24 protein-coding genes and 1 tRNA gene are annotated in these 20,695 nt (G+C 39.1%); 12 read left to right on the top strand and 13 right to left on the bottom strand.

Annotated features, from left to right (window positions below):
• The first annotated feature begins 167 nt into the window (after window positions 1-167).
• On the top strand, window positions 168-2,156 hold the full coding sequence (gene acs, locus CXY28_RS00890) for an acetate--CoA ligase (protein WP_100979178.1): 1,989 nt from the start codon (window positions 168-170) through the stop codon (window positions 2,154-2,156).
• A gap of 107 nt (window positions 2,157-2,263) precedes the next feature.
• On the opposite strand, the gene CXY28_RS00895 is transcribed toward acs, so the two are convergent.
• The 12 genes from CXY28_RS00895 to CXY28_RS00950 are packed head-to-tail and all read right to left on the bottom strand — an operon-like array spanning window position 2,264 to window position 12,859.
• Window positions 2,264-2,704, bottom strand: coding sequence for a ribosome maturation factor RimP (locus tag CXY28_RS00895; protein WP_100979179.1), 441 nt, complete (start codon window positions 2,702-2,704; stop codon window positions 2,264-2,266).
• Window positions 2,697-3,032 (bottom strand): 30S ribosome-binding factor RbfA, encoded by a 336-nt coding sequence (gene rbfA, locus CXY28_RS00900; protein WP_033761304.1) that lies wholly within the window; start codon window positions 3,030-3,032, stop codon window positions 2,697-2,699. The genes CXY28_RS00895 and rbfA overlap by 8 nt, the downstream gene beginning before the upstream one ends.
• A complete protein-coding gene (infB, locus tag CXY28_RS00905) occupies window positions 3,032-5,884 on the bottom strand; it encodes a translation initiation factor IF-2 (protein WP_100979180.1) in 2,853 nt (950 codons plus the stop codon). Before infB ends, rbfA begins: the two co-directional genes overlap by 1 nt.
• A complete protein-coding gene (locus CXY28_RS00910; protein WP_001232508.1) occupies window positions 5,881-6,135 on the bottom strand; it encodes a DUF448 domain-containing protein in 255 nt (84 codons plus the stop codon). Before CXY28_RS00910 ends, infB begins: the two co-directional genes overlap by 4 nt.
• Window positions 6,122-7,003 carry a homoserine kinase gene (gene thrB, locus CXY28_RS00915; RefSeq protein ID WP_024369003.1) on the bottom strand — a complete coding sequence of 294 codons (882 nt, stop codon included), beginning with the start codon at window positions 7,001-7,003 and terminating at the stop codon, window positions 6,122-6,124. Before thrB ends, CXY28_RS00910 begins: the two co-directional genes overlap by 14 nt.
• 53 nt (window positions 7,004-7,056) lie before the next feature.
• Window positions 7,057-7,530, bottom strand: coding sequence for a tRNA threonylcarbamoyladenosine biosynthesis protein TsaB (locus tag CXY28_RS00920; RefSeq protein ID WP_198542580.1), 474 nt, complete (start codon window positions 7,528-7,530; stop codon window positions 7,057-7,059).
• 21 nt (window positions 7,531-7,551) lie between these two features.
• Window positions 7,552-8,439, bottom strand: a complete 888-nt coding sequence (gene lpxC / locus CXY28_RS00925; RefSeq protein WP_015644007.1) for a UDP-3-O-acyl-N-acetylglucosamine deacetylase — start codon at window positions 8,437-8,439, stop codon at window positions 7,552-7,554.
• Window positions 8,436-9,020: a septum site-determining protein MinC gene (gene minC, locus CXY28_RS00930; RefSeq protein WP_198542581.1), complete on the bottom strand. Its 585-nt coding sequence runs from the start codon at window positions 9,018-9,020 to the stop codon at window positions 8,436-8,438. The genes lpxC and minC overlap by 4 nt, the downstream gene beginning before the upstream one ends.
• Before the next feature lie 2 nt (window positions 9,021-9,022).
• On the bottom strand, window positions 9,023-10,345 hold the full coding sequence (locus CXY28_RS00935) for a M23 family metallopeptidase (RefSeq protein WP_198542582.1): 1,323 nt from the start codon (window positions 10,343-10,345) through the stop codon (window positions 9,023-9,025).
• A 9-nt stretch (window positions 10,346-10,354) separates the two neighbouring features.
• Entirely contained in the window at window positions 10,355-11,299 is a 945-nt protein-coding gene (locus CXY28_RS00940) for an outer membrane protein (protein WP_100979182.1), read from the bottom strand.
• 8 nt (window positions 11,300-11,307) lie between these two features.
• Window positions 11,308-12,147 carry an outer membrane beta-barrel protein gene (locus CXY28_RS00945; protein WP_100979183.1) on the bottom strand — a complete coding sequence of 280 codons (840 nt, stop codon included), beginning with the start codon at window positions 12,145-12,147 and terminating at the stop codon, window positions 11,308-11,310.
• A complete protein-coding gene (locus tag CXY28_RS00950) occupies window positions 12,137-12,859 on the bottom strand; it encodes a hypothetical protein (RefSeq protein WP_100979184.1) in 723 nt (240 codons plus the stop codon). The genes CXY28_RS00945 and CXY28_RS00950 overlap by 11 nt, the downstream gene beginning before the upstream one ends.
• Before the next feature lie 148 nt (window positions 12,860-13,007).
• On the opposite strand from CXY28_RS00950, the gene panB reads away from it, so the two are divergent.
• The 9 genes from panB (at window position 13,008) to CXY28_RS00995 (ending at window position 18,425) form a co-directional block, all read left to right on the top strand.
• Complete coding sequence (gene panB / locus CXY28_RS00955) at window positions 13,008-13,820, top strand: 3-methyl-2-oxobutanoate hydroxymethyltransferase (RefSeq protein WP_000062694.1); 813 nt, start codon at window positions 13,008-13,010, stop codon at window positions 13,818-13,820.
• Window positions 13,821-14,831: a Holliday junction branch migration DNA helicase RuvB gene (ruvB, locus tag CXY28_RS00960; RefSeq protein WP_000664482.1), complete on the top strand. Its 1,011-nt coding sequence runs from the start codon at window positions 13,821-13,823 to the stop codon at window positions 14,829-14,831.
• Between the two features lie 67 nt (window positions 14,832-14,898).
• A complete protein-coding gene (gene tatB, locus CXY28_RS00965; protein WP_100979185.1) occupies window positions 14,899-15,351 on the top strand; it encodes a Sec-independent protein translocase protein TatB in 453 nt (150 codons plus the stop codon).
• The gene (gene tatC, locus CXY28_RS00970; RefSeq protein ID WP_000461223.1) at window positions 15,344-16,078 is read left to right on the top strand and encodes a twin-arginine translocase subunit TatC; all 735 of its coding nucleotides are present in this window, start codon (window positions 15,344-15,346) and stop codon (window positions 16,076-16,078) included. Before tatB ends, tatC begins: the two co-directional genes overlap by 8 nt.
• A complete protein-coding gene (gene queA, locus CXY28_RS00975) occupies window positions 16,079-17,116 on the top strand; it encodes a tRNA preQ1(34) S-adenosylmethionine ribosyltransferase-isomerase QueA (protein WP_100979186.1) in 1,038 nt (345 codons plus the stop codon).
• Window positions 17,113-17,649 (top strand): 16S rRNA (guanine(527)-N(7))-methyltransferase RsmG, encoded by a 537-nt coding sequence (gene rsmG, locus CXY28_RS00980; protein ID WP_100963817.1) that lies wholly within the window; start codon window positions 17,113-17,115, stop codon window positions 17,647-17,649. Before queA ends, rsmG begins: the two co-directional genes overlap by 4 nt.
• Window positions 17,643-17,885, top strand: a complete 243-nt coding sequence (locus CXY28_RS00985) for a PP0621 family protein (RefSeq protein ID WP_000944422.1) — start codon at window positions 17,643-17,645, stop codon at window positions 17,883-17,885. Before rsmG ends, CXY28_RS00985 begins: the two co-directional genes overlap by 7 nt.
• A gap of 2 nt (window positions 17,886-17,887) precedes the next feature.
• A complete protein-coding gene (locus CXY28_RS00990; protein WP_100979187.1) occupies window positions 17,888-18,295 on the top strand; it encodes a hypothetical protein in 408 nt (135 codons plus the stop codon).
• A gap of 42 nt (window positions 18,296-18,337) precedes the next feature.
• A tRNA-Ser gene (locus tag CXY28_RS00995) sits at window positions 18,338-18,425 on the top strand.
• Window position 18,426: 1 nt separating this feature from the next.
• Here CXY28_RS00995 and CXY28_RS01000 read toward each other — a convergent pair.
• The gene (locus CXY28_RS01000; RefSeq protein WP_000291620.1) at window positions 18,427-19,029 is read right to left on the bottom strand and encodes an outer membrane protein; all 603 of its coding nucleotides are present in this window, start codon (window positions 19,027-19,029) and stop codon (window positions 18,427-18,429) included.
• Between the two features lie 289 nt (window positions 19,030-19,318).
• Between CXY28_RS01000 and CXY28_RS01005 the strand changes: the two genes are divergently transcribed.
• Together CXY28_RS01005 and prmA are read left to right on the top strand one after the other, a co-directional pair.
• The gene (locus tag CXY28_RS01005) at window positions 19,319-19,693 is read left to right on the top strand and encodes a chemotaxis response regulator CheY (protein ID WP_000772151.1); all 375 of its coding nucleotides are present in this window, start codon (window positions 19,319-19,321) and stop codon (window positions 19,691-19,693) included.
• Window positions 19,694-20,695 (top strand): 50S ribosomal protein L11 methyltransferase, encoded by a 1,002-nt coding sequence (gene prmA, locus CXY28_RS01010; protein ID WP_100979188.1) that lies wholly within the window; start codon window positions 19,694-19,696, stop codon window positions 20,693-20,695.

Raw genomic sequence — 20,695 nt, forward strand, 5'->3', positions numbered from 1 at the left:
TATTAGCATATTAACGCTAATGCACCCTTTAGGTTTCATCTTACTATTGTTTCCTTTTTTATCAGTCTCAATCCCCACAGAAAGAGAAAAGTATCCCTCCCCTTAAAAGAGTGTGAGTTTGGATACAATAATAAAAAATGCGCTTAAAGCCATAGAAAGGAGATGCAATGCAATTAGACGATGATTTAGAGTTCGCTAAAAAAGTCTTTAACCCTAACAAAGCGTTTGCCAAGCAAGCCAGGATTAAAAACATGTGTGAATATAAAGATTTAGTGCATGAAGCCAATGAAGATTATGAACATTTTTGGGGCGAGTTAGCCACGCAAAAACTCACATGGTTTAAGCCCTTTGATAAGGTTTTAAACAGCGATAACGCCCCTTTTTTCAAATGGTTTGAAAACGGCAAAATCAATGTTTCTTACAATTGCATAGACAGGCATTTAAAAGACAAAAAGAATAAAGTGGCGATCATTTTTGAAGGGGAAATGGGGGATTATAATGTCATCACCTACAGAAAACTCCACTCTGAAGTCAATAAAACAGCCAACCTTTTAAAAAACGAATTCAATGTCAAAAAAGGCGATAGAGTCATTATCTATATGCCCATGATTGTAGAAAGCGTTTATATGATGCTCGCATGCGCTAGGATTGGAGCGATCCATAGCATCGTTTTTGCTGGGTTTAGCCCTGAAGCCTTGAGAGATAGGATCAACGACACTCAAGCCAAATTAGTTATCACAGCAGATGGGACTTTTAGAAAAGGCAAACCCTATATGCTTAAGCCAGCCCTTGACAAGGCTCTAGAAAATAACGCCTGCCCTAGTGTGGAAAAAGCGCTCATTGTGATACGAAACGCCAAAGAGATTGACTATGTGAGAGGGCGCGATTTTGTCTATAATGAAATGGTCAATTACCAATCCGATAAATGCGAACCTGAAATGATGGACTCTGAAGATCCTTTATTCTTGCTCTATACAAGCGGATCAACCGGAAAACCTAAAGGCGTTCAACACAGCAGTGCAGGGTATTTGCTGTGGGCACAAATGACGATGGAGTGGGTTTTTGATATTAGAGATAACGATAATTTTTGGTGCACCGCTGATATTGGCTGGATTACAGGGCACACTTATGTAGTTTATGGACCTTTAGCTTGTGGGGCGACGACTTTGATACTAGAAGGCACGATGTCTTATCCGGATTATGGGAGATGGTGGAGGATGATAGAAGAATACCGCGTGGATAAATTCTACACTTCCCCCACCGCTATAAGAATGCTGCATGCCAAAGGCGAAAACGAACCCTTAAAGTATAATTTAGAGTCACTCAAAGTTTTAGGAACGGTGGGAGAGCCCATTAACCCTACGGCATGGAAATGGTTTTATGAAAAAATCGGCAATTCAAAATGCAGTATCGTGGATACTTGGTGGCAGACAGAAACAGGCGGGCATATCATCAGCCCTTTACCGGGAGCTACGCCTATAAGGGCCAGCTGTGCAACTTTACCTTTGCCTGGAATCCATGCAGAAGTTTTAAACGAAGACGGCACCAAAACAAAGCCCGGAGAGCAAGGGTTTTTATGCATCACCAAGCCATGGCCTTCTATGGTAAGAAACATTTGGGGCGATGAAAAACGATACATTGATAGCTATTTTTCTCAGATCAAGTTGAATGGGGAATATGTCTACCTCTCTGGAGATGGCGCTATCGTGGATGAAAACGGATACATCACTATTATTGGGCGCACAGATGATATTGTGAATGTGAGCGGGCACAGGATTGGCACGGCTGAAGTGGAGAGCGCTATTTCTAAACATGAAATGGTGGTTGAATGCGCGGTAGTGGGTATCCCTGATACGATTAAAGGAGAGGGCTTGTTTGCGTTTGTGGTGCTGTGCGATGGGGCTAAATGCAATCTTGGCGAGAGTTTAGAATTGTTAAAAGAAATGAATCATATCTTATCCGTTGAAATTGGAAAGATCGCTAAATTAGACAACGTCATGTATGTGCCAGGTTTGCCTAAAACTAGGAGCGGGAAAATCATGAGAAGGCTTTTGAAATCCATCGCCAAAAAAGAGCCCATCACTCAAGATTTAAGCACGCTAGAAGATGTGAATGTGGTTAAAGAAATAATGAGCATCGCTCAAATGGAGGAGTAAAATCTAAAAAATGCTTTTTGGCGTTTTTTAGCCAAATAACAAGAGCCCAATTTCAATCAAGCGGTAATTTCTCATAAAGTGTAGGAACGCTACCGCTTCGCATTATTTCACCACTCAAAAAGCGTTTTAACTTTCTTTAAATCTTTATACTCCACGCTTTTGACAGCATGATCTTCTAATTCAAAATCCGCGCTCAAATCGTTAGCGTCTTTAAGGACAGCTTGAAAGCTTTCTTTATTTGTGAGTTTGACTTCCACTTTTTCGCCTAAAGAAAGCTTGAAGTGTTTGGGGGTTTTAAGCGTTCTTTCTAACCCCATAGAGCTCACTTCCAAAATATAAGCGTCTTGAATAAAATCGCACACATCTAATAAGGGCGAAATCACCTCGCTCACTTGCTGGCAAATATCCAAGCTAACTGCCCCATTAGGGTTTTTAAGGCTCACCCTTAAAACATGCTGCTCGTTTTCTTTAACTAAACTCACATCATAAAGCAAGTAACCCAAGCTTTCAATCACGCCCTCTATTTTCTCTTCTATTCTTTTAGTCATTATCTTTCCCTTTAGCGATTTCATTGAATAAAGCGTCTAGGCGGAGCTGCTTTTCTAAGCTATCATCTAAAACAAAACTGAGTTTTGGGCATTTAAACCACCCGCTCGCTTGCAAAACAAACTGCCTGATCAACCCCTCAGCTTTTTTTAATTTGGAAAGGATTTTATGATCTGATGAAAGCACAAACACATAAGCGTGGTGCTTCCCTTTAGAGCATTCCACCTTAGTAACGCTTAAAGAATTCAACTCGCCATCATTCAAGCTCGCTAAAGCCTCTTGCAATAATTCTAAAAGATTGGATTCTAAGCGTTCTTTATGAGCGTTCATTAGAGGGTTCTTTTTTTATGGATTTCTTTATAGGTTTCAAACACATCGCCCACTTTAATCTCATTATAATTGTCTAGCATGATCCCGCACTCATAGCCTTTAGAAACTTCTTTCACATCGTCTTTAAAGCGTTTCAAAGAAAGGATTTCGCCGGTATGAACCACCACGCCATCTCTAATCAAACGCGCCTTAATGCCACGAGCGATCACCCCATCGCTCACCACACACCCGGCTATCGTGCCAACTTTAGGGATATTAAAGGTTTCTCTCACTTCCGCTTGTCCGGTATGCTCTTCTTCAATGATAGGGCTCATCAAGCCTAATAACAGCGATCGCATTTCTTCAATCAACGCATAAATCACCGTGTAAGTTTTAATGCTCACATTGTATTCTTTAGCCTTATTTTTCACATTACCAGTGGGACGGATATTAAAACCTAAAATCACCGCATGCTCACTGCTAGAAACCAGGCTCAAATCATTCTCAGTAATACCCCCCACCCCTGAATGGATCACTTGAATCGCTACTTCTTCGTTATTAAGCTCTAACAAGCTGTTTTTAATGGCTTCTAAGCTTCCTTGCGTATCCGCTTTAATGACTACAGGAATGTTTTTTAATTCCTTATTAGCGACCATTTCTGAAAGCTCATCAAAAGACACTTTAGTGCTTTTACTCAACGCTTTTTGGCGCAAATAAGTCGCCCTCTTTTGAGCTTGCAAGCGCGCGATAGAATCGTTTTCTACCCCTATTAAAACAGATCCCGCAGGCGGCACTTCGCTCAAGCCTGTGATGAGAGCCACCATAGAGGGTTTTAAATTTTGAATGCTCTTGCCTTGATCGTCAGTCATCGTTCTTACTTTACCAAACGCCGTTTCAGCAAAAAAACTATCCCCCACGCTCAAAGTCCCGCTTTGGACAATCACAGTGGCTACCGCCCCACGCCCTTTTTCCACGCTCCCTTCTAAAACAACCGCTCTAGCGCTGCCCTCTTCTATGGCTTTTAATTCCATAATATCCGCCTGGATAAGAATGGTTTCTAACAGATTGTCAATGCCATCGCCCGTTTTAGCTGAAACAGGGATAAACTCATGCTCTCCGCCCCAATCCACAGGGTTATAACCAAGTTCAGCGCATTCGGCTTTGAGTTTGTCCGGATTCACATTAGGCTTATCCATTTTATTCATCGCAAAAATCACAGGCACATTAGCCGCTTTTGCATGCTCTAAAGCTTCAATAGTCTGCTGCTTCACCCCATCATCAGCCGCTATCACAATCACTGCAATATCTGTAACTTGAGCCCCACGATTACGCATTTGGCTGAAGGCTTCATGCCCTGGGGTGTCAATGAAAGACACCCATTTGTTATTTTTTTCTACCATGTAAGCGCCAATGTGCTGAGTGATCCCCCCAGCTTCCGTGTGAGCGACTCTTTTATCACGGATTTTATCCAATAGTGAAGTTTTACCATGATCAACATGCCCCATGATAGTAACCACAGGCGGGCGCTCTTTTTTCACCCCTTCTAGCACTTCTTCTACTTCAAATTCTTCTAAAGTGTTTTGAACAGAAATTTCTAAATGGAACTCTTCGGCTAAAATTTCTATGCTATCCTTATCCAAAAAGTCGTTTTTAGTTACCATAAGCCCTAAATTAAAGAGAGTTTTAATCACATCAGCCAGATTCAAATTCGCTTTTTGCGCGAATTCATAGACGCGCACTTCTTCAGGGATTGCAATCGCGCTTTGGATCACTTTTTGGCTGTTATCGTTACGGAATGCACGCTTTTTTTTGGATTGTCGTTTGATCCCGCTTTCATTCATCCAAGGGTTTTTCCTTTGGACGCGCACCCTATCGTTGATATTTTGGCGCGCTTCTTTTTCCTCTTCTTCCTTATTGAAATTATCTTGTTCATGCAAATCAAACAATAAGATTTCATCGGTTTCATCATCATAAATATCATTGCCCTTAAAATCCCTCGCATCGCTCAAATCAATTTTATGGGATTTGTTGTTTTTGGCTGTGGGGGTGGGCTTGGGCTTACTGGGTTTTTTGGCTTTTTTAGCCTCCTGCTTGTCTTTTTCTTGCCATTCTTTTTTAATGTCTTCAAAAATAGCCGCCGCGCTTTGAGTGGGTTTTTTGCTTTCTGTTACGCTGTTTTCAATTTCATTTTCTGTTTCATCGTTGCGTTTAATCACCCTAAAACCGGTGCGTCTTTTAATGTTTTCATGGCGTTTGATCTCTTGCTCTTGTTTTTTAACTTCGCTGATTTCTTTTTTAGCGTTTTTAGCGTTATTAGCGTTATTGGTGCTGTTAGCGTTGTTAGCGTTGCTTTGGGTGAGCTTGTTTAGGGCTTCTCGGCTTTTTTGGATTTCTTGGAGTTTTTGCTTGGCTTTTTCTATTTGAGAGTGGCTAACCGCTTTAGGGGTGTTTTCTGTAGGGGGCGTTTGGTTTTCAAAAGTGTTGACAATCTCTATCCCTCCCTTCTTTTTAGCAATGGGCGTTGGAGCTTCTTTTTTCTTTTCTTTAGTTTTTTTGGGCTTTGGCTGGCTTTTTGCCTCTTCTTTTTTAGGCGTTTTGGAAACCTTTTTGTTAAGAGATTTAGACGCTACGGCTGTATTCAAATCGTCTTTATTGTCTTGTTCAAGATTCTTAGCGGGTTGATTGGCTTGTATTTGTTCTTTAATGCCATCCACAATGTATTTGTATAGCTTGCCTGCTTGCTCTGGGGTCATTTTAGAATTTGTCTTAAGCTCTAAACCAATATCTTTGGCTTGCTCGATCACATTTTTAAGCTCTTTTTGGGTCTTACCAAGCTCGGCTAAAAATTCCTTTAAATCAACCATACCACTCATGCTATGCTTCTCTCCTTAATCCAAGTAATGATGTTTTTGGTATCTTTTGGGGCATTCTTTATTTTTGAAACCGCTTTCAACAACTTTTTTTCTCCATTTTTCAAACAATTTCCACACACATAAAAACTACGGCCTGTGCCATCAAATTCCATGATTTGATTTTCAAAGCTTTTCAAACGCAACAAATCCTTTTGAGGTTGGCGCATTCTGCACGCCACACACATGCGGATTTTAATTTCAGTCTTTCTCAATAAGGACTCCATCATTGTCAAAATCTAAAACCGCTACCCTAAATTTAGGGAATTTCTTGCTCAAAACCTGCTTTAATTTAGGGGCGTCCTCTTCATAACACATGTTAAAAAATGACGAACCGCTCCCTGAAAGCGTGCTCATTAAGGCGTTATTTTCTAAAGCGAGCTTTTGGATCGCAAACAACACAGGATAAGTTTGCATGCGCTTGTATTGATGCATCCTATCTTTAGCACAACAACGCAACAAATCCCACTTCCCTTGCACAATCGCCATCGTCATCAAACTCGCATGCGAAAGGTTAAACACGCTTTCTTGCACGCTGTAACGCTTGGGCAAGAGGTGGCGCGATTGCTTGGTGGAAATGGCCCTATTAGGGATCACCATCACCGCTTTTAAAAAAGAAGGGATTTTGGTTTTTAAACTTATCACTTTCTTTTTTTCCACAAACGCTGCATTATATCCCCCAAAGACCGCCGGGGTGATATTATCCGGGTGGTTTTCATAAATTAAAGCGGTATTGAGAATGTTTTCTCTATCAAAATCAAACCCTAAAAACGCAAACGCTGAAGCGACCGCCCCCACAATCATCGCCGAGCTAGACCCCATGCCCCTTGTAATAGGGACTTTATTATGCAATAAAAATTTAAACGAGCCGTCATTCCCATGCTTTTTTAAAATCTCATAAAACACTTTAGTGAAAATATTGTTGGTTAAAAACTTAGGGATCCCCTCACCCTCCCCAACCAATTTCACCGCATGGAAACTGCTAGGCTCAATAAAAAAACGATTGCGTAAATTCAAGCTCAAACCCAAGCAATCAAAACCGGGGCCTAAATTCGCACTTGTTGCAGGAACACTCACTACCAAATTTTAAACCCCTATTGTTGATACCCTTTCATTTTTAAAACTAGCATTATACACTAAATAGGCGGCAAAATGTAAAACGGCGTGTTCAATTGGGTGAATTTGTCTTTCTCTAAAAAAGAGGGCAGCATGAAATCTTTTGGCGCGATTTTCAAATCTTTAAAATCGCTCAAACTTTCCCTTTCTTTTGAAACAAAGTATTTATTGGCATACGCTAGAATGGGCGTGTTGTCGTTAAAATCAAAGCCTGTGGTGGAATAGAGTTCAAAGTCATGGATTAAAGCCAAAGTGTGTAAGAAAACATGCGTGAGTTTTAAGCTAGTGAAACTCCCTGGCCCTTTAGCGTAATAAACTCCCTTAATCGCCGGTAAAGTAGGGTTTTTAAAATCTTTAAATAATTGCGAAAAAACTTCCACTAAAGCTTCGCTTGTTTTGGATTTGGAAGTGTAAGAAGTGCACAAAAAACTGTTTTGATACACCCCAAGCAAGACCCTCTCGCCTAAAGAGATAAGTGCTAAATCCAATTCCAAAAAATAAACCCTAATTTAGGATTAAGCGAAAGCCTTTTGCAACGCAAATTCTTTAGCCGGATCCGTAGCAATCAAAACTTCGTAATTTTTAGCGTCCGCTAAAATGGCTTTAACCAACATGGAATTGAGCTTATGGCTCCCTGAAAAAGAAGTGTATTTGCCCATCACAGGCATGCCTAAGACCATTAGATCCCCCATAGCGTCTAAAATCTTGTGGCACACGAATTCCTTTTCGCACCTTAAGCCCTCTTTGTTCAAAATGCTGTTTTCATCCAGCACGATACAATTATTCAAGCTCCCCCCTTTAGCCAAACCAATGGATCGCAAGTAATTCACTTCTTGCAAAAACCCAAAGGTGCGGGCTTTAGCGACTTGCTCTTTGTAAGCGGTTTTACTAAAGACGAAATGATGGGCTTGCTTAGCGATAACCGGATGGTTAAAATCAATCGTGAAATTCAAAGAAAGTTGGCTGTCTGGCTCAATTTTAACAAATTTATCGCCCTCTCTAACCTCAATAGCTTGCTTGATTTCCATCACTTTTTTAGGAGCGTCTAATTCTTTAATCCCTGCTTCATCTAAAAGCATGCAATAAGTCAAAGCACTCCCATCCATGATAGGGATCTCTTCGTTATCCACAGAGATTTTAAGATTATCAATGCCATACGCATGGATAGCTGAAAGCAAATGCTCAATCGTAGAAATTCTAGCGTTATCCTTACCCAACACGGTTGCCATTTTGGTATCCACGATGTTTTCAGGTTTTAAGGGGAGCTTCACGCCCAAATCAGAGCGGTAAAAAACAATACCTTGATTTTCTCCTAAAGGCTCTAAAACAAGCTTCACAGGAACGCCCTTGTGCAAGCCTATCCCTACTAATTCCACAGAGTGGTTAATGGTTGTTTGTTTCATAATACTTCCTTTATGTCTAGTATATCGTCATTTTTAGTGATTATTTTAATATTTTTATTTACCAAAAGCCGTTCAACCTCTTTTAGAGATAAAATTTTATTTTGAAAAACGATCTGAGCGCTCTTGACTTCTTTCAAAATCAAACACTCTCCAAAGCACACAATCGCCCCTTCGCAAACCCCATAAACCGACACACAGCTTTCTGAAATAATCTTGGCTCCATTGTGGATATTGCCCAAAAAAATAAGGTGATTAGCGCTATAAATCTCTTCCCCACTCCTGATATGACGCTCATAAATCGTTGTCTTGGGTTCTATCGCATTAGGGCTATTTTGCTTTAAAAGGTTAGCGTCTTTTTCTGTGGTTTTGATATGACGCCCGTTTAAAGGGCGATTCGTTTCTAAAAACAAAAGCTGGTGTTTGTGCAAAATGGCTTTGACTTCTGGCTCAATATCATATTTAAATATAATAAGAAAATACTGCAAAAGGGCGTGGTTTTTTTCTAAAAATCCTATGACCGCTTCAGGCTCTTGCTTTTCAATTTCAAACGCATGCACATTTTTTTGATTCGTTTTTAACATGACTATCCTTTCATTAAAAGCCGCTTGGCTTGCTCTATGGGGGCGATAATATTGGTTTTTATCCATTGCTCATTAAGCCATTCATTGGGCCGGACAAAAACCCCTTGCAAAAGCATCCCTAAATGCAACCCGCTCCCTAATTTCAAACCACTACTCCCCACGCTTCCATCGTCTTTTAAATGCGCTAAAAAAACGCACAAACCTAACCCATAGCAATTGATTAAACTATTACCATAAAAATCGAACTCCCCCTTAAAAACCCTCTTTGCAGATGGATCAAACGCTAAAGATAAATCCTTGCCAGGTATCAAATCTACCCCTAAATGCAAGAACTGGAACAACACCTGATTATCCTTTAAGATACGCCGATTTTCTAAAAAATTGCTTGCCATTTTAAAAGACTCGTTCAAGGGTTTTAGCGCTTGAAAACGGGAAAAATCCTTATAAAAATCCCCTTGCTCTAAAGCGATCTTGTGGATTTTTTCCAAATCTTTTAAGCGCGCGTTGGAAAATCTTTCTAATAAAGTTTGTTCAGTGTGGTTTTGAAATTTTTCTTGCTTTGCCATCTTATCTTTTAAGGCGCTTAAGTCTATATCTTTTTCCCTCACATGACGGGTTTTTCGCTTGAACAATAAAGGGGTGGTATTAGAGTTATAGGCTTTATCTTTAGCGACAATGAACGCCCTAAAATCCTTATTTTTATAAGGCCAAGGCACTAGAGCGATAAAAACATTACGCTGCTTGAATTCTACAAGCCTGAAAGCTTTAAAATCCTTTTTTTTGACGCGCACAAACGCTTGAGACAAATTCTTATCCAAAGCTTCAAAGACAACTACCGCGCTCCCCCCATAAGCGATGCTTGGGGAACGAGATAAAATCGTGATTGAGGGTTTTATCGTATCAACACACACTTCTTGTTTGAAAGACGCCTTATTGCCATTGAAAAAATTAGCATAGCTCCAATCATTAGCTTGAATTTCATATAAAAGGCACTTGTCTTCTAACCCCATGATTTCAGGCCTAATTAAAGGCACTTCTAAAGACTTGGGTTTATCCAATACCAGATTTTCTTTTTCATATAGAATCAAATTATCTTGCGTGGTTACTTTTAGTTCATAGCGTTTGATGCCCTTTGGGGCTGCTATTTTAATCTTAATGGGTTTTTTTAAATCCCAAAAAAGCGCTTCATTATTGTCATTGAGCGCATCCTCTTTGCTATTCAAACTAAAACTTAAAGCTTTGGTTTTTGTGATTAAAGCGTTAAAAATCAAATAACCCCCTAAAATCAAAACGACTAACGCTAAAATTTTAAACCTCAACTCCAAAATCAAGCCTTAAAAAATAAACGCATAATTCACTAATAAAAAACTGGATCGCTTGAACTGGTTGTTAGCCGAAACCAACAAACGCTCATCATCTTCTTTATTTTGATAAACCGCTCCCTCTTCCACTCCCATTCTCAAATAGCTAATCGGTAATTTGGTGCCAATCTCTAAGCGGTGTTTCCTATAAAGCGTTAAACTCACGCCCACATTAAAAGTGTAATCCACTTCAATCAAAGATTTCCATAAAAAATTAGGGCTTGAATAGCCCCCCACTACCAAATTCCTCCCGTTTTGATTAGGCTTGTCTTGATAGAGCATAAGCCCTATCCCAAAACCCGCATAAACGCCTAAAAAATGCTTTTTAGTTTTAAAATCTAAAGGCATATCAAACAACAAATCGGTATTGACAGCCCCTAAAACATAAATAAACGAGCCTACAGGTTGCTTGCTTGCATTCTCTTTTAACACCCCTCCCCCAAGCAATAAATCCCCATAAAATCGTGTCCCAAAATAAGGCACAAAGTATTTTTGATACCCGAATTTAACGCTAATCATAGAAACAGGAGCGTTAATCTTAATATTGTTTTTAAACGCGCTAGGGGCATTCGCGCCATATCTGTCTAGCATCTCCCCTTGATAAGAAAGATTAAATCCCCCATAAGCATACCCACCCCCTAAAAAAACCCCACTCTTATCATCGGCTATGGAAAAAGATTTGAGTAATTTTTTTCTTTTCTTTGAAGAAATCTTTGGGTAAGTTCGCTCCAAATATTCTTCTTCAAACTTATCCTTATCCATCTCTTTGGGCGAAACCCCTTTTTCGGTGAGCTGTTGCTTTAAATGGTTTATTTTTTCGTCTAATTGTTGGTTTTCTTCTTCTAAATTGTCATAATCTGTCGCTTGAAGTCCTATAATGAGCGCGATATAAATCAAACCATATTTAAATTTCAACATTTTAGCCTTTACAATAAATAGTTGTAACTAATATAATAAATATTAGTGCTTTTAAAATAATATAAAAAGGTTTGCGAAGTTTCTTTTAAGGGAGGCATTTTTAAGGCTAATTCAAAGCGGTGTTTGAGGTTAAGCGTCATGCTCACCCCCAAATTCAACACTAGCCCAAAAGCGTTAGGCTGTGAATACCCTTTAATCTCTTTTAAATTTTGATACATCCCATTCCACCCCACTCCAACGCCTCCAAATATCCCTAACGCAAACCTTTTTTCTTTATCAATAGGCTTATCCATCAATAGATCAATATTCAAGCTTGCGGTTTGATAAGAGGCTAAAGAATCGCTTTTAAACCCTTTCATCGCCCCCCCTAAATATTCCCCATAAAAGCGTAAGGCGCTAATCCCGTTAGCAAAATACTTTTGATACCCGCTCCTTAAGCCATACAACAAAGGAGAAGCTTGAATATTATTTAAAGGTTCAAAGCTCTCATAAGATCGAGCGTTAGGATGAGCGTTAATCCCTATATCGCCAAGGATTACGCCTATAAAAAAACCGCTCTTATTTTTAGCCATTCGTTGGAATAAGATGGATTCATTCTTTTCATGCAATTCCCCTTTGAGCATGTAGAGTTGGCGTTTTTTCTTATGGATTTCTTCAAGCAGGCTTTTTTCATCAATATTCTTTTTAGCTTCCTTTTCTTCTTCAAGCTTTAGCGTTTGGGCGCGTTTTTCTTCCAAAAGAATGGGGGCGTCTTTAGGGGTATTTTCTTCAGTCATACTCTCTTCAGCATGCAAGCTTAAAATAAAACCAAAGCATAAAATGAGATTCCTTATTTTTTTAGAACACATATTGATACCCAATGCTCGCTATAGCTCCCCACCAAGTCTCTTTTGAAGAATTAGATTGCAAAAAAGGGAAATTATTTAAAATTTTAAATCCAAATTCAATGCGGTTTTTTTCTAACACCGTTAGAGCCAATCCTGCGTTAAAAGACATCCCCCATTCCGCCGTGTAATTCACCCCATGCGCTACAACCCCTAAACCTAAACCCATATAACCCCCCATATAAAGGTATTTCCCCACAAAAGGCAAAGGAAAATCCAATAAAAAATCCCCATTCAGCATAACCGATTGAAACCCCACGCTCCCAAAGCCCGCTTTTTTAGGAGCTCCTCCATAATATTGGATATAAATGCGCCTGCCAATGATATTTGGCTTGACCAAGCGCGCAAAAAACGACGGCCTGAAAGTTTGATAGCCAAAACGCAAGCCGTAAGCGAACAAATAATTTAAAATATTCCCCGTGATGCTGGAACTATTGGTTCTAACCATGATTTCATGGTTATAAAAAAACCCGGTATTGATCCCTAAAATAAGCCCGCTTTTAGCGTTCGCCCTTTTTAAGTCTCTGATCAATTCTTCAACTTCTTTATCTTCATAAGCTTTATAATACTTGATATATTTGTAATATTTCGGGTCTAGGGTATCATAATCAAGTGCACTCAATCCCGTATAAAACCCCATTAAAGACCATAAAATAACATGTTTTTTAAGACCCAAAATCGCTAAATCCCTTGAATTGTTTGTTAAAAGTTTCTTTCAATTATACTAAAATAATTAAAATGACCGGTTAAAATGGAGTAAAATTTTTACCCACCCCAATAAAGTCATGCTACAATGCCACTATATTTAACACTTAGGATTTTTAATGAGCATGCAAACCGCCCCAATTAAAAAAATCACCCTCAACCATCTCCAAGCTAAAAAAAATCAAGAAAAAATCATCGCCATTACGGCTTATGACGCGCTGTTCGCTCAAATATTTGATCCGCTAGTGGATGTGATTCTAGTGGGCGATAGTTTGAACATGAGTTTTTTCAATCAAAACGACACTTTAAGCGCGAGTGTAAAAATGATGCTCTATCACACCAAAGCCGTGTGCGCGGGCGCTAAGACTCCTTTTATCATCACAGACATGCCTTTTGGAAGCTATAAAGATGAAAAAACAGCTCTAAAAAACGCCATTAGAGTTTATAAAGAAACCCAAGCGAGCGCGATCAAACTAGAGGGGGGGAAAGAAAAAGCGAAACTGGTTAAAACGCTCACTAATGAGGGCGTTATCGTGGTAGGACATATCGGCTTAATGCCCCAATTCGTGCGTCTTGATGGAGGTTATAAGATTAAGGGCAAAAACGAAGAGCAACAAAAAAAGCTTTTAGAAGACGCCTTGAGTTTAGAAGAAGCCGGGGTGGGTTTGTTGGTTTTAGAGGGCATAACCACCCCTATCGCTCAAACAATCACGCAAAAAATCAAAATCCCCACGATCGGCATAGGGAGCGGCAAGGATTGCGACGGGCAGATTTTAGTGTGGAGCGATATGTTAGGCTTTTTTGATAGCTTTAAGCCTAAATTCGTGCGAGAATACCTCAAAGGGAAAGAATTGGTTCAAAACGCTATCAAGCAATACGCTGATGATGTGAAAAAGGGAAACTTCCCTAACGAATTAGAAAGTTATCATTAAATGAAAGAACGGATAGTCAATTTAGAAACTTTGGATTTTGAAACTTCTCAAGAAGTGAGTTTGCGCCCTAATCTTTGGGAAGATTTTATCGGTCAAGAAAAGATTAAAAGCAATTTGCAAATTTCTATTTGCGCGGCTAAAAAACGCCAAGAAAGTTTGGATCACATGCTCTTTTTTGGCCCGCCCGGTTTGGGTAAAACTTCAATCAGTCATATCATCGCTAAAGAAATGGAAACCAATATCAAAATCACCGCCGCTCCCATGATAGAAAAAAGCGGTGATTTAGCCGCCATTTTGACGAATTTGCAAGCTAAAGACATTCTTTTTATTGATGAAATCCACCGGCTCAGCCCAGCGATTGAAGAGGTTTTATACCCGGCGATGGAAGATTTTAGGTTGGATATTATCATAGGCTCAGGCCCAGCGGCTCAAACCATTAAAATTGATTTACCCCCTTTCACCCTCATCGGCGCTACCACTAGAGCCGGAATGCTTTCTAACCCCTTAAGAGACAGGTTTGGCATGAGTTTTAGAATGCAATTTTATAGCCCTAGCGAACTGGCCCTTATCATCAAAAAAGCCGCCACTAAACTCAACCAAGACATCAAAGAAGAAAGCGCTGATGAAATCGCTAAAAGGAGTAGAGGCACGCCAAGGATCGCTTTAAGGCTTTTAAAAAGGGTGCGCGATTTTGCGCTAGTCAAAAATTCAAGCTTGATGGATTTGAACATCACTTTGCATGCCTTGAATGAATTAGGCGTGAATGAATTAGGCTTTGATGAAGCGGATTTGGCGTATTTATCTTTGTTGGCTAACGCTCAAGGAAAGCCGGTGGGTTTGAACACGATTGCAGCGTCTATGAGAGAAGATGAAGGCACGATTGAAGATGTGATTGAGCCTTTTTTACTCGCTAATGGTTATTTAGAGCGCACCGCTAAAGGCAGGATCGCCACGCCTAAAACCCATGCGCTTTTAAAAATCCCCACTTTAAACCCCCAAACTTTATTTTAATCTTGTTTAGAAAGAAAATTACACTACAATAACGATAAAATTTTAAAGGGTGTGAAAGTAGATCATTATGTTTGGCATGGGCTTTTTTGAAATCCTTGTGGTGTTGGTTGTAGCGATTATTTTTTTAGGGCCAGAAAAATTCCCCCAAGCTGTCGTGGATATGGTGAAGTTTTTTCGCACGGTTAAAAAAACGCTCAATGACGCTAAGGACACTTTAGATAAAGAAATCAATATTGAAGAAATCAAAAAAGAAACCCTAGAGTATCAAAAACTCTTTGAAAACAAAGTGGAGAGTCTTAAGGGCGTTAAGATTGAAGAATTAGAAGATGCTAAAATAACTGCAGAAAATGAGATTAAAAGCATTCAGGATTTGATGCAAGATTACAAACAAAGCCTAGAAAACAACGCACCCCCTAACCACTCCAATAAAGAAGTTTCAAGCGATGAGTCTCCTAAAGAAGTCCAATTAACAACCGATAACAACGCCAAAGAACACGACAAAGAAAAAGAGCATGTTTGAAGATTTAAAACCGCATTTACAGGAATTAAGAAAGCGCTTGATGGTTTCTGTGGGAACGATTTTAGTGGCGTTTTTGGGATGCTTTCATTTTTGGAAAAATATTTTTGAATTTGTTAAAAATTCTTATAAAGGCACGCTCATTCAGCTCTCCCCTATTGAAGGGGTCATGGTAGCGGTTAAAATCAGTTTTTCAGCCGCTATCGTCATTTCCATGCCCATTATTTTTTGGCAATTATGGCTCTTTATCGCTCCAGGGCTTTATAAGAATGAAAAAAAAGTGATTTTGCCTTTTGTGTTTTTTGGGAGTGGGATGTTTTTAATGGGGGCGGCGTTTTCTTATTATGTGGTGTTCCCTTTCATCATTGAATACTTAGCCACTTTTGGGAGCGATGTGTTTGCGGCCAATATTTCTGCGTCCAGTTACGTGAGCTTTTTCACACGCTTGATTTTAGGCTTTGGCGTGGCGTTTGAATTGCCTGTTTTGGCGTATTTTTTGGCTAAAGTGGGCTTGATTACTGATGCGAGCTTGAAAGCGTATTTCAAATACGCTATTGTAGTGATTTTTATTGTAGCAGCGATTATCACTCCCCCTGATGTGGTGAGTCAAATCTTTATGGCATTGCCCTTAGTGGGGCTTTATGGGCTTTCTATTTTAATCGCCAAAATGGTCAATCCGGCTCCCAAAGATAACGAAAATAACAACGAAAATGACACCAAAGAGAATTAGTTGAAAGAATTTGATCTAGAAAGCTATGATTATTGTTTGCCTAAGGAATTGATCGCAAGCTACCCCATTTTGCCCAAAGAAAAGGCTAAATTGCTCGTCTATGAAAGGCGTTCGCAAAAAATCACGCACACCACTTTTGAGCATGTTTTAGATTTTTTCCCTAAAAACGCCCTTATTGTGTTGAACGACACTAAAGTGATTAAGGCTAGGCTTTTTGGATCTAAGCATGCCTTTTTGCCATCAAAAACGACCGAAGTGTTTTTCCACCGCTTTTTTAAAAATAATACCGCTCTCACTCAAATTAAGGGCAAGATCAAAGTGGGGGACAAAATCTTTTTTGATGCAAATTATCACGCTGAAGTTTTGGAATTGCTTCATAACGGCCAGCGCTTGATCGCTTTTTATGACCATAAAACTCCTTTAAATCAAGAAAATATCTTAAAACTTTTAGAGCAATACGGGCATATGCCCTTACCCCCTTATATTAAAAGAGCGGATGAAAGTTTGGATGCGCATGAATACCAGAGCGTGTTCGCTAAACACATCGGCGCGGTGGCTGCCCCTACAGCGTCATTGCATTTTTCTCAAAATACCTTAGAAAAATTATTGAAAAGTTTCAAGCACGCTTTTTTGACCTTGCATGTGGGGGCTGGGACTTTTCTTGGCGTAGAAACTAAAGATATTAGAGAGCATCAAATCCATACAGAGGTTTTACACATTCCTAAAAAGAGCCAAGAAATTTTGCAAGAATCCCAAGAGATTTTATGCATCGGCACGACCGCTTTAAGGAGCGTGGAATACTTCAAGCGTTTAAAAAACCCTAATCAAGAGGCGTTTGAATGCGATATATTCTTGCATCTTGCTAACCCTATCCAGCATGTTAATCACTTGCTCACTAATTTCCATTTGCCTAAATCTAGCCTTTTAATGCTTGTGAGCGCGATGATAGGCTTAGAAAAAACCAAAGAAATCTACAAAATAGCCATAGAAAAGAAGTATCGTTTTTATTCTTATGGCGATGGGATGCTGATTTTATGAACCCCTTATTGCAAGATTATGCGCGCATCCTTTTAGAATGGAACCAGACGCACAACTTGAGCGGCGCGAAACATTTAAGCGAGTTAGAACCCCAGATCACAGACGCTCTAAAACCCTTAGAATTTGTCAAAGATTTTAAAAGCTGCTTGGATATTGGGAGCGGGGCGGGACTTCCTGCTATCCCTTTAGCCCTTGAAAAACCTGAAACACAATTCATTCTTTTAGAGCCAAGAATAAAAAGAGCGGCTTTTTTAAATTACCTTAAAAGCGTTTTGCCTTTAAAAAATATTGAGATTGTTAAAAAGCGTTTAGAAGATTATCAAAATCTTTTACAAGTGGATTTGATCACTTCTAGAGCGGTCGCTAGCTCTTCTTTTTTGATAGAAAAAAGCCAACGCTTCCTAAAAGATAAGGGGTATTTTTTATTCTATAAAGGCGAGCAGTTAAAAGATGAAATCGCTTGTAAAGACACTGAATGCTTTATGCATCAAAAGCGTGTTTATTTTTACAAATCAAAGGAAAGTTTATGTTAAGAATTTTAATCCCCCTACTCATTATCGTGTGGGTTTTATGGCGTTTGTTTTTGAGGCAAAAACCCCTTAAAGACAATCATAAAGACAACCACTCTTACACGCAACAAACCCCTAAAGAATTAGAAGATCACATGATTGTATGTTCTAAATGCCAAACTTATGTCTCTAGCAAAGACGCTATTTATAGCGGAGCGGTAGCCTATTGCAGTGAAACTTGTTTGAAGGATAAGAGGTAAAAATGCTTATTTTAGGACACCCTTTAATCCCTAGCGCTCGTTTTGTTTTCATTAAAGACACCGATGCTATTCATTCCAGTGCCAATAACGATATAGTGTGTTTTGAAGCAAACCCAAAAAATTTGGAATTAGCTAAGTATTGCTGTGAAAATGGCGTCAATTTTAGCGTGATCTTTTTATCGCACAAGATAGAAACGGACGCCTTTTTTTTATTCAACGCTTTCAAACCGCTCTATTGTATTTTTAAGGATATTAAGCAAGCCGTACTCGCCCAACAACACGCCACGAATTACTTATTAGATAGCAAAATCTTGTTTTCTATGGATTTAAACGATACAGAGTTGTGGGAAATTTGCGCTAAAAGTCAGATTGATGGCGTGATTTCTAAAGACTCACTCCTTTTAAAATAAGCCCTTTTTAAACAAATCTTAGTTATAATAAGCCCCTTTTAAGGGGAGATGTCCGAGTGGTTGAAGGAGCACGCCTGGAACGCGTGTAAGGTGCAAGCCTTCGAGGGTTCGAATCCCTCTCTCTCCGCCATTTAAAAATGCCACGAATGCGAAATAAAAAACAAAAAGCTCCTTTCAAACAAACTGCGCCTTTCAGGGGTTAGAAAGATTTTCATGCCAATTTCCACATCCACCTTATGATACAAAACGATCGTGCGAAACTGCACCCCAAATTTACCGATAGCCCTGAAATAAGTGTTATGAAAATTGAAATCTTTTAACGAATCCCAAGTGTTCACCACCAAATCTTTGACTTTATTGTTGAGTATCCATGTGTTAGCGGCCAGTTGCAAGCCAAAGAAAAAAGCCCAGCGGTTGATAGGGTTTTTAGCGTAGGCGACCATGAAATCCCCTCCCACCCCATAAGTGAACATGTTCGCCTGCAAAGTAGAGTCATTATTAAAAAGCACATTGCCATAATCTATAAAGAAATAATACCTAGAATAAGCCCAATCGTTTTTAGGATTCACTTCATAGCCTTGAAGGATTGAAGCCCCTTGTAAAAGCTTGTTAGTGTTTAAAGGGCGCATAAACACCGTGCCTATTTGATAAGAAGAAGACATGTAACTCAAATTTTCAGCATTTAAAATATTTAAAAAACTTATACCCAGTATTAAAATTCTCAAATAATACACTTACTTGTAAAATCCTTGTCTTTCTTTTTTCAAACCATCCAATGACCCTTTATCGCACTCAAAAGTTATTTTATTACTTTTAAACTATTATGATAGCAAACAAACTGAATTTTTTTACAAATGAGAACGCTCATTAAACGCTCCATTTAGCCAATGATTATTGTCGGTCAAGGTAATTTTAATCAAAACATGCTATTATTTGGAATGATTTATTATTATAAGGCGTTAGAGACGCTTTGGCTGTTTAAAAAGAGCCTAATTTAAATGCAATCTTAAAAGGAGAAGCACTTTGAAACTACTAGTAGTAGATGATAGCTCAACTATGAGAAGAATTATTAAAAACACACTTTCACGCTTAGGCTATGAAGATGTTTTAGAAGCTGAGCATGGGGTGGAAGCTTGGGAAAAACTAGACGCTAATGCGGACACTAAGGTGCTTATTACAGATTGGAACATGCCTGAAATGAATGGCTTGGATCTCGTTAAAAAGGTGCGCTCTGATAGCCGTTTTAAAGAAATTCCTATTATTATGATCACCACAGAGGGCGGTAAGGCCGAAGTCATTACGGCTTTGAAAGCGGGTGTGAATAACTATATTGTGAAGCCTTTTACCCCCCAAGTTTTGAAGGAAAAATTAGAGGTTGTTTTAGGGACAAACGATTGAGTGTTAAAGCCAATGTATTATGAGTTTTTCTTTATCTTCCCTAAGGAGCGAGAGCTTTTTGAGGGCTTTCTTTTAGACACCACGCACCTAGCCTTAGAAGAATCTAGCTTAGAAAATTTAAAAGCGTTTGACGATAAAGAAACCATTGAATTTATAAGCCAATCCAGTTGGCATTATTTCGCCACTCATGACCCCCTAAAAAAAGATTTGAAAGAAAATTTAAAAGAAAAATCTCCGCATCTCAAAAATTTCGTTATTTTACGCTCTCAAAAGGATTTGAATCACTCGCTCATTCCAGCATTAGAAGCGTTTTGTTTGAATTTAAAACAAAACTTGCAAAACGAGTTTGATTTTTTCTACCTTTCACGCAATTTGGCTTCAAAAGATTGGCTAGAAGCTTACAAACAAGCTATTTTACCGGTGCAATGCGCCAAATTTTACATACACCCTAGCTGGCATCAAAAGCCAAGCCATGTTGTTACAAATGATTACATAATGATTGATCCGGCTTTGGCCTTTGGATCAGGCCATCATGAAAGCACTTCTATGTGTTTGGAACTGCTCTCTAACCTTGATTTAAAACGCAAAAACGCTTTAGATGTGGGCTGTGGGAGCGGGATTTTGAGCATCGCCTTAAAAAAACAAGGCGTTAGCGCTTTAGTAGCTTGCGATACGGATAGTTTAGCCGTTGAAGAAACCCTAAAAAATTTTAGCTTGAATCAAATCACCCTATTAGCGCAAGATAAAGTCATTCATGGCTCTACGCAAAAAATTGAAGGGCGTTTTGATATCATTGTGGCGAACATTGTCGCTGATGTGATTAAGAGTTTGTATAGTGAATTTGTGCGGCTTTGTAACCACACTCTTATTTTATCAGGGATTTTAGAAACCCATTTAAACTCTGTTTTACAGATCTATTATAATGGATTTGAGGTTTTAGAACAGCGGCAGCGTAACGAATGGGTCGCTCTAAAATTGCTTAAAAAACAACCAATAAATTAA

The organism is Helicobacter pylori, assembly GCF_002832345.1.
Classification (GTDB): Bacteria; Campylobacterota; Campylobacteria; order Campylobacterales; family Helicobacteraceae; genus Helicobacter; species Helicobacter pylori_CP.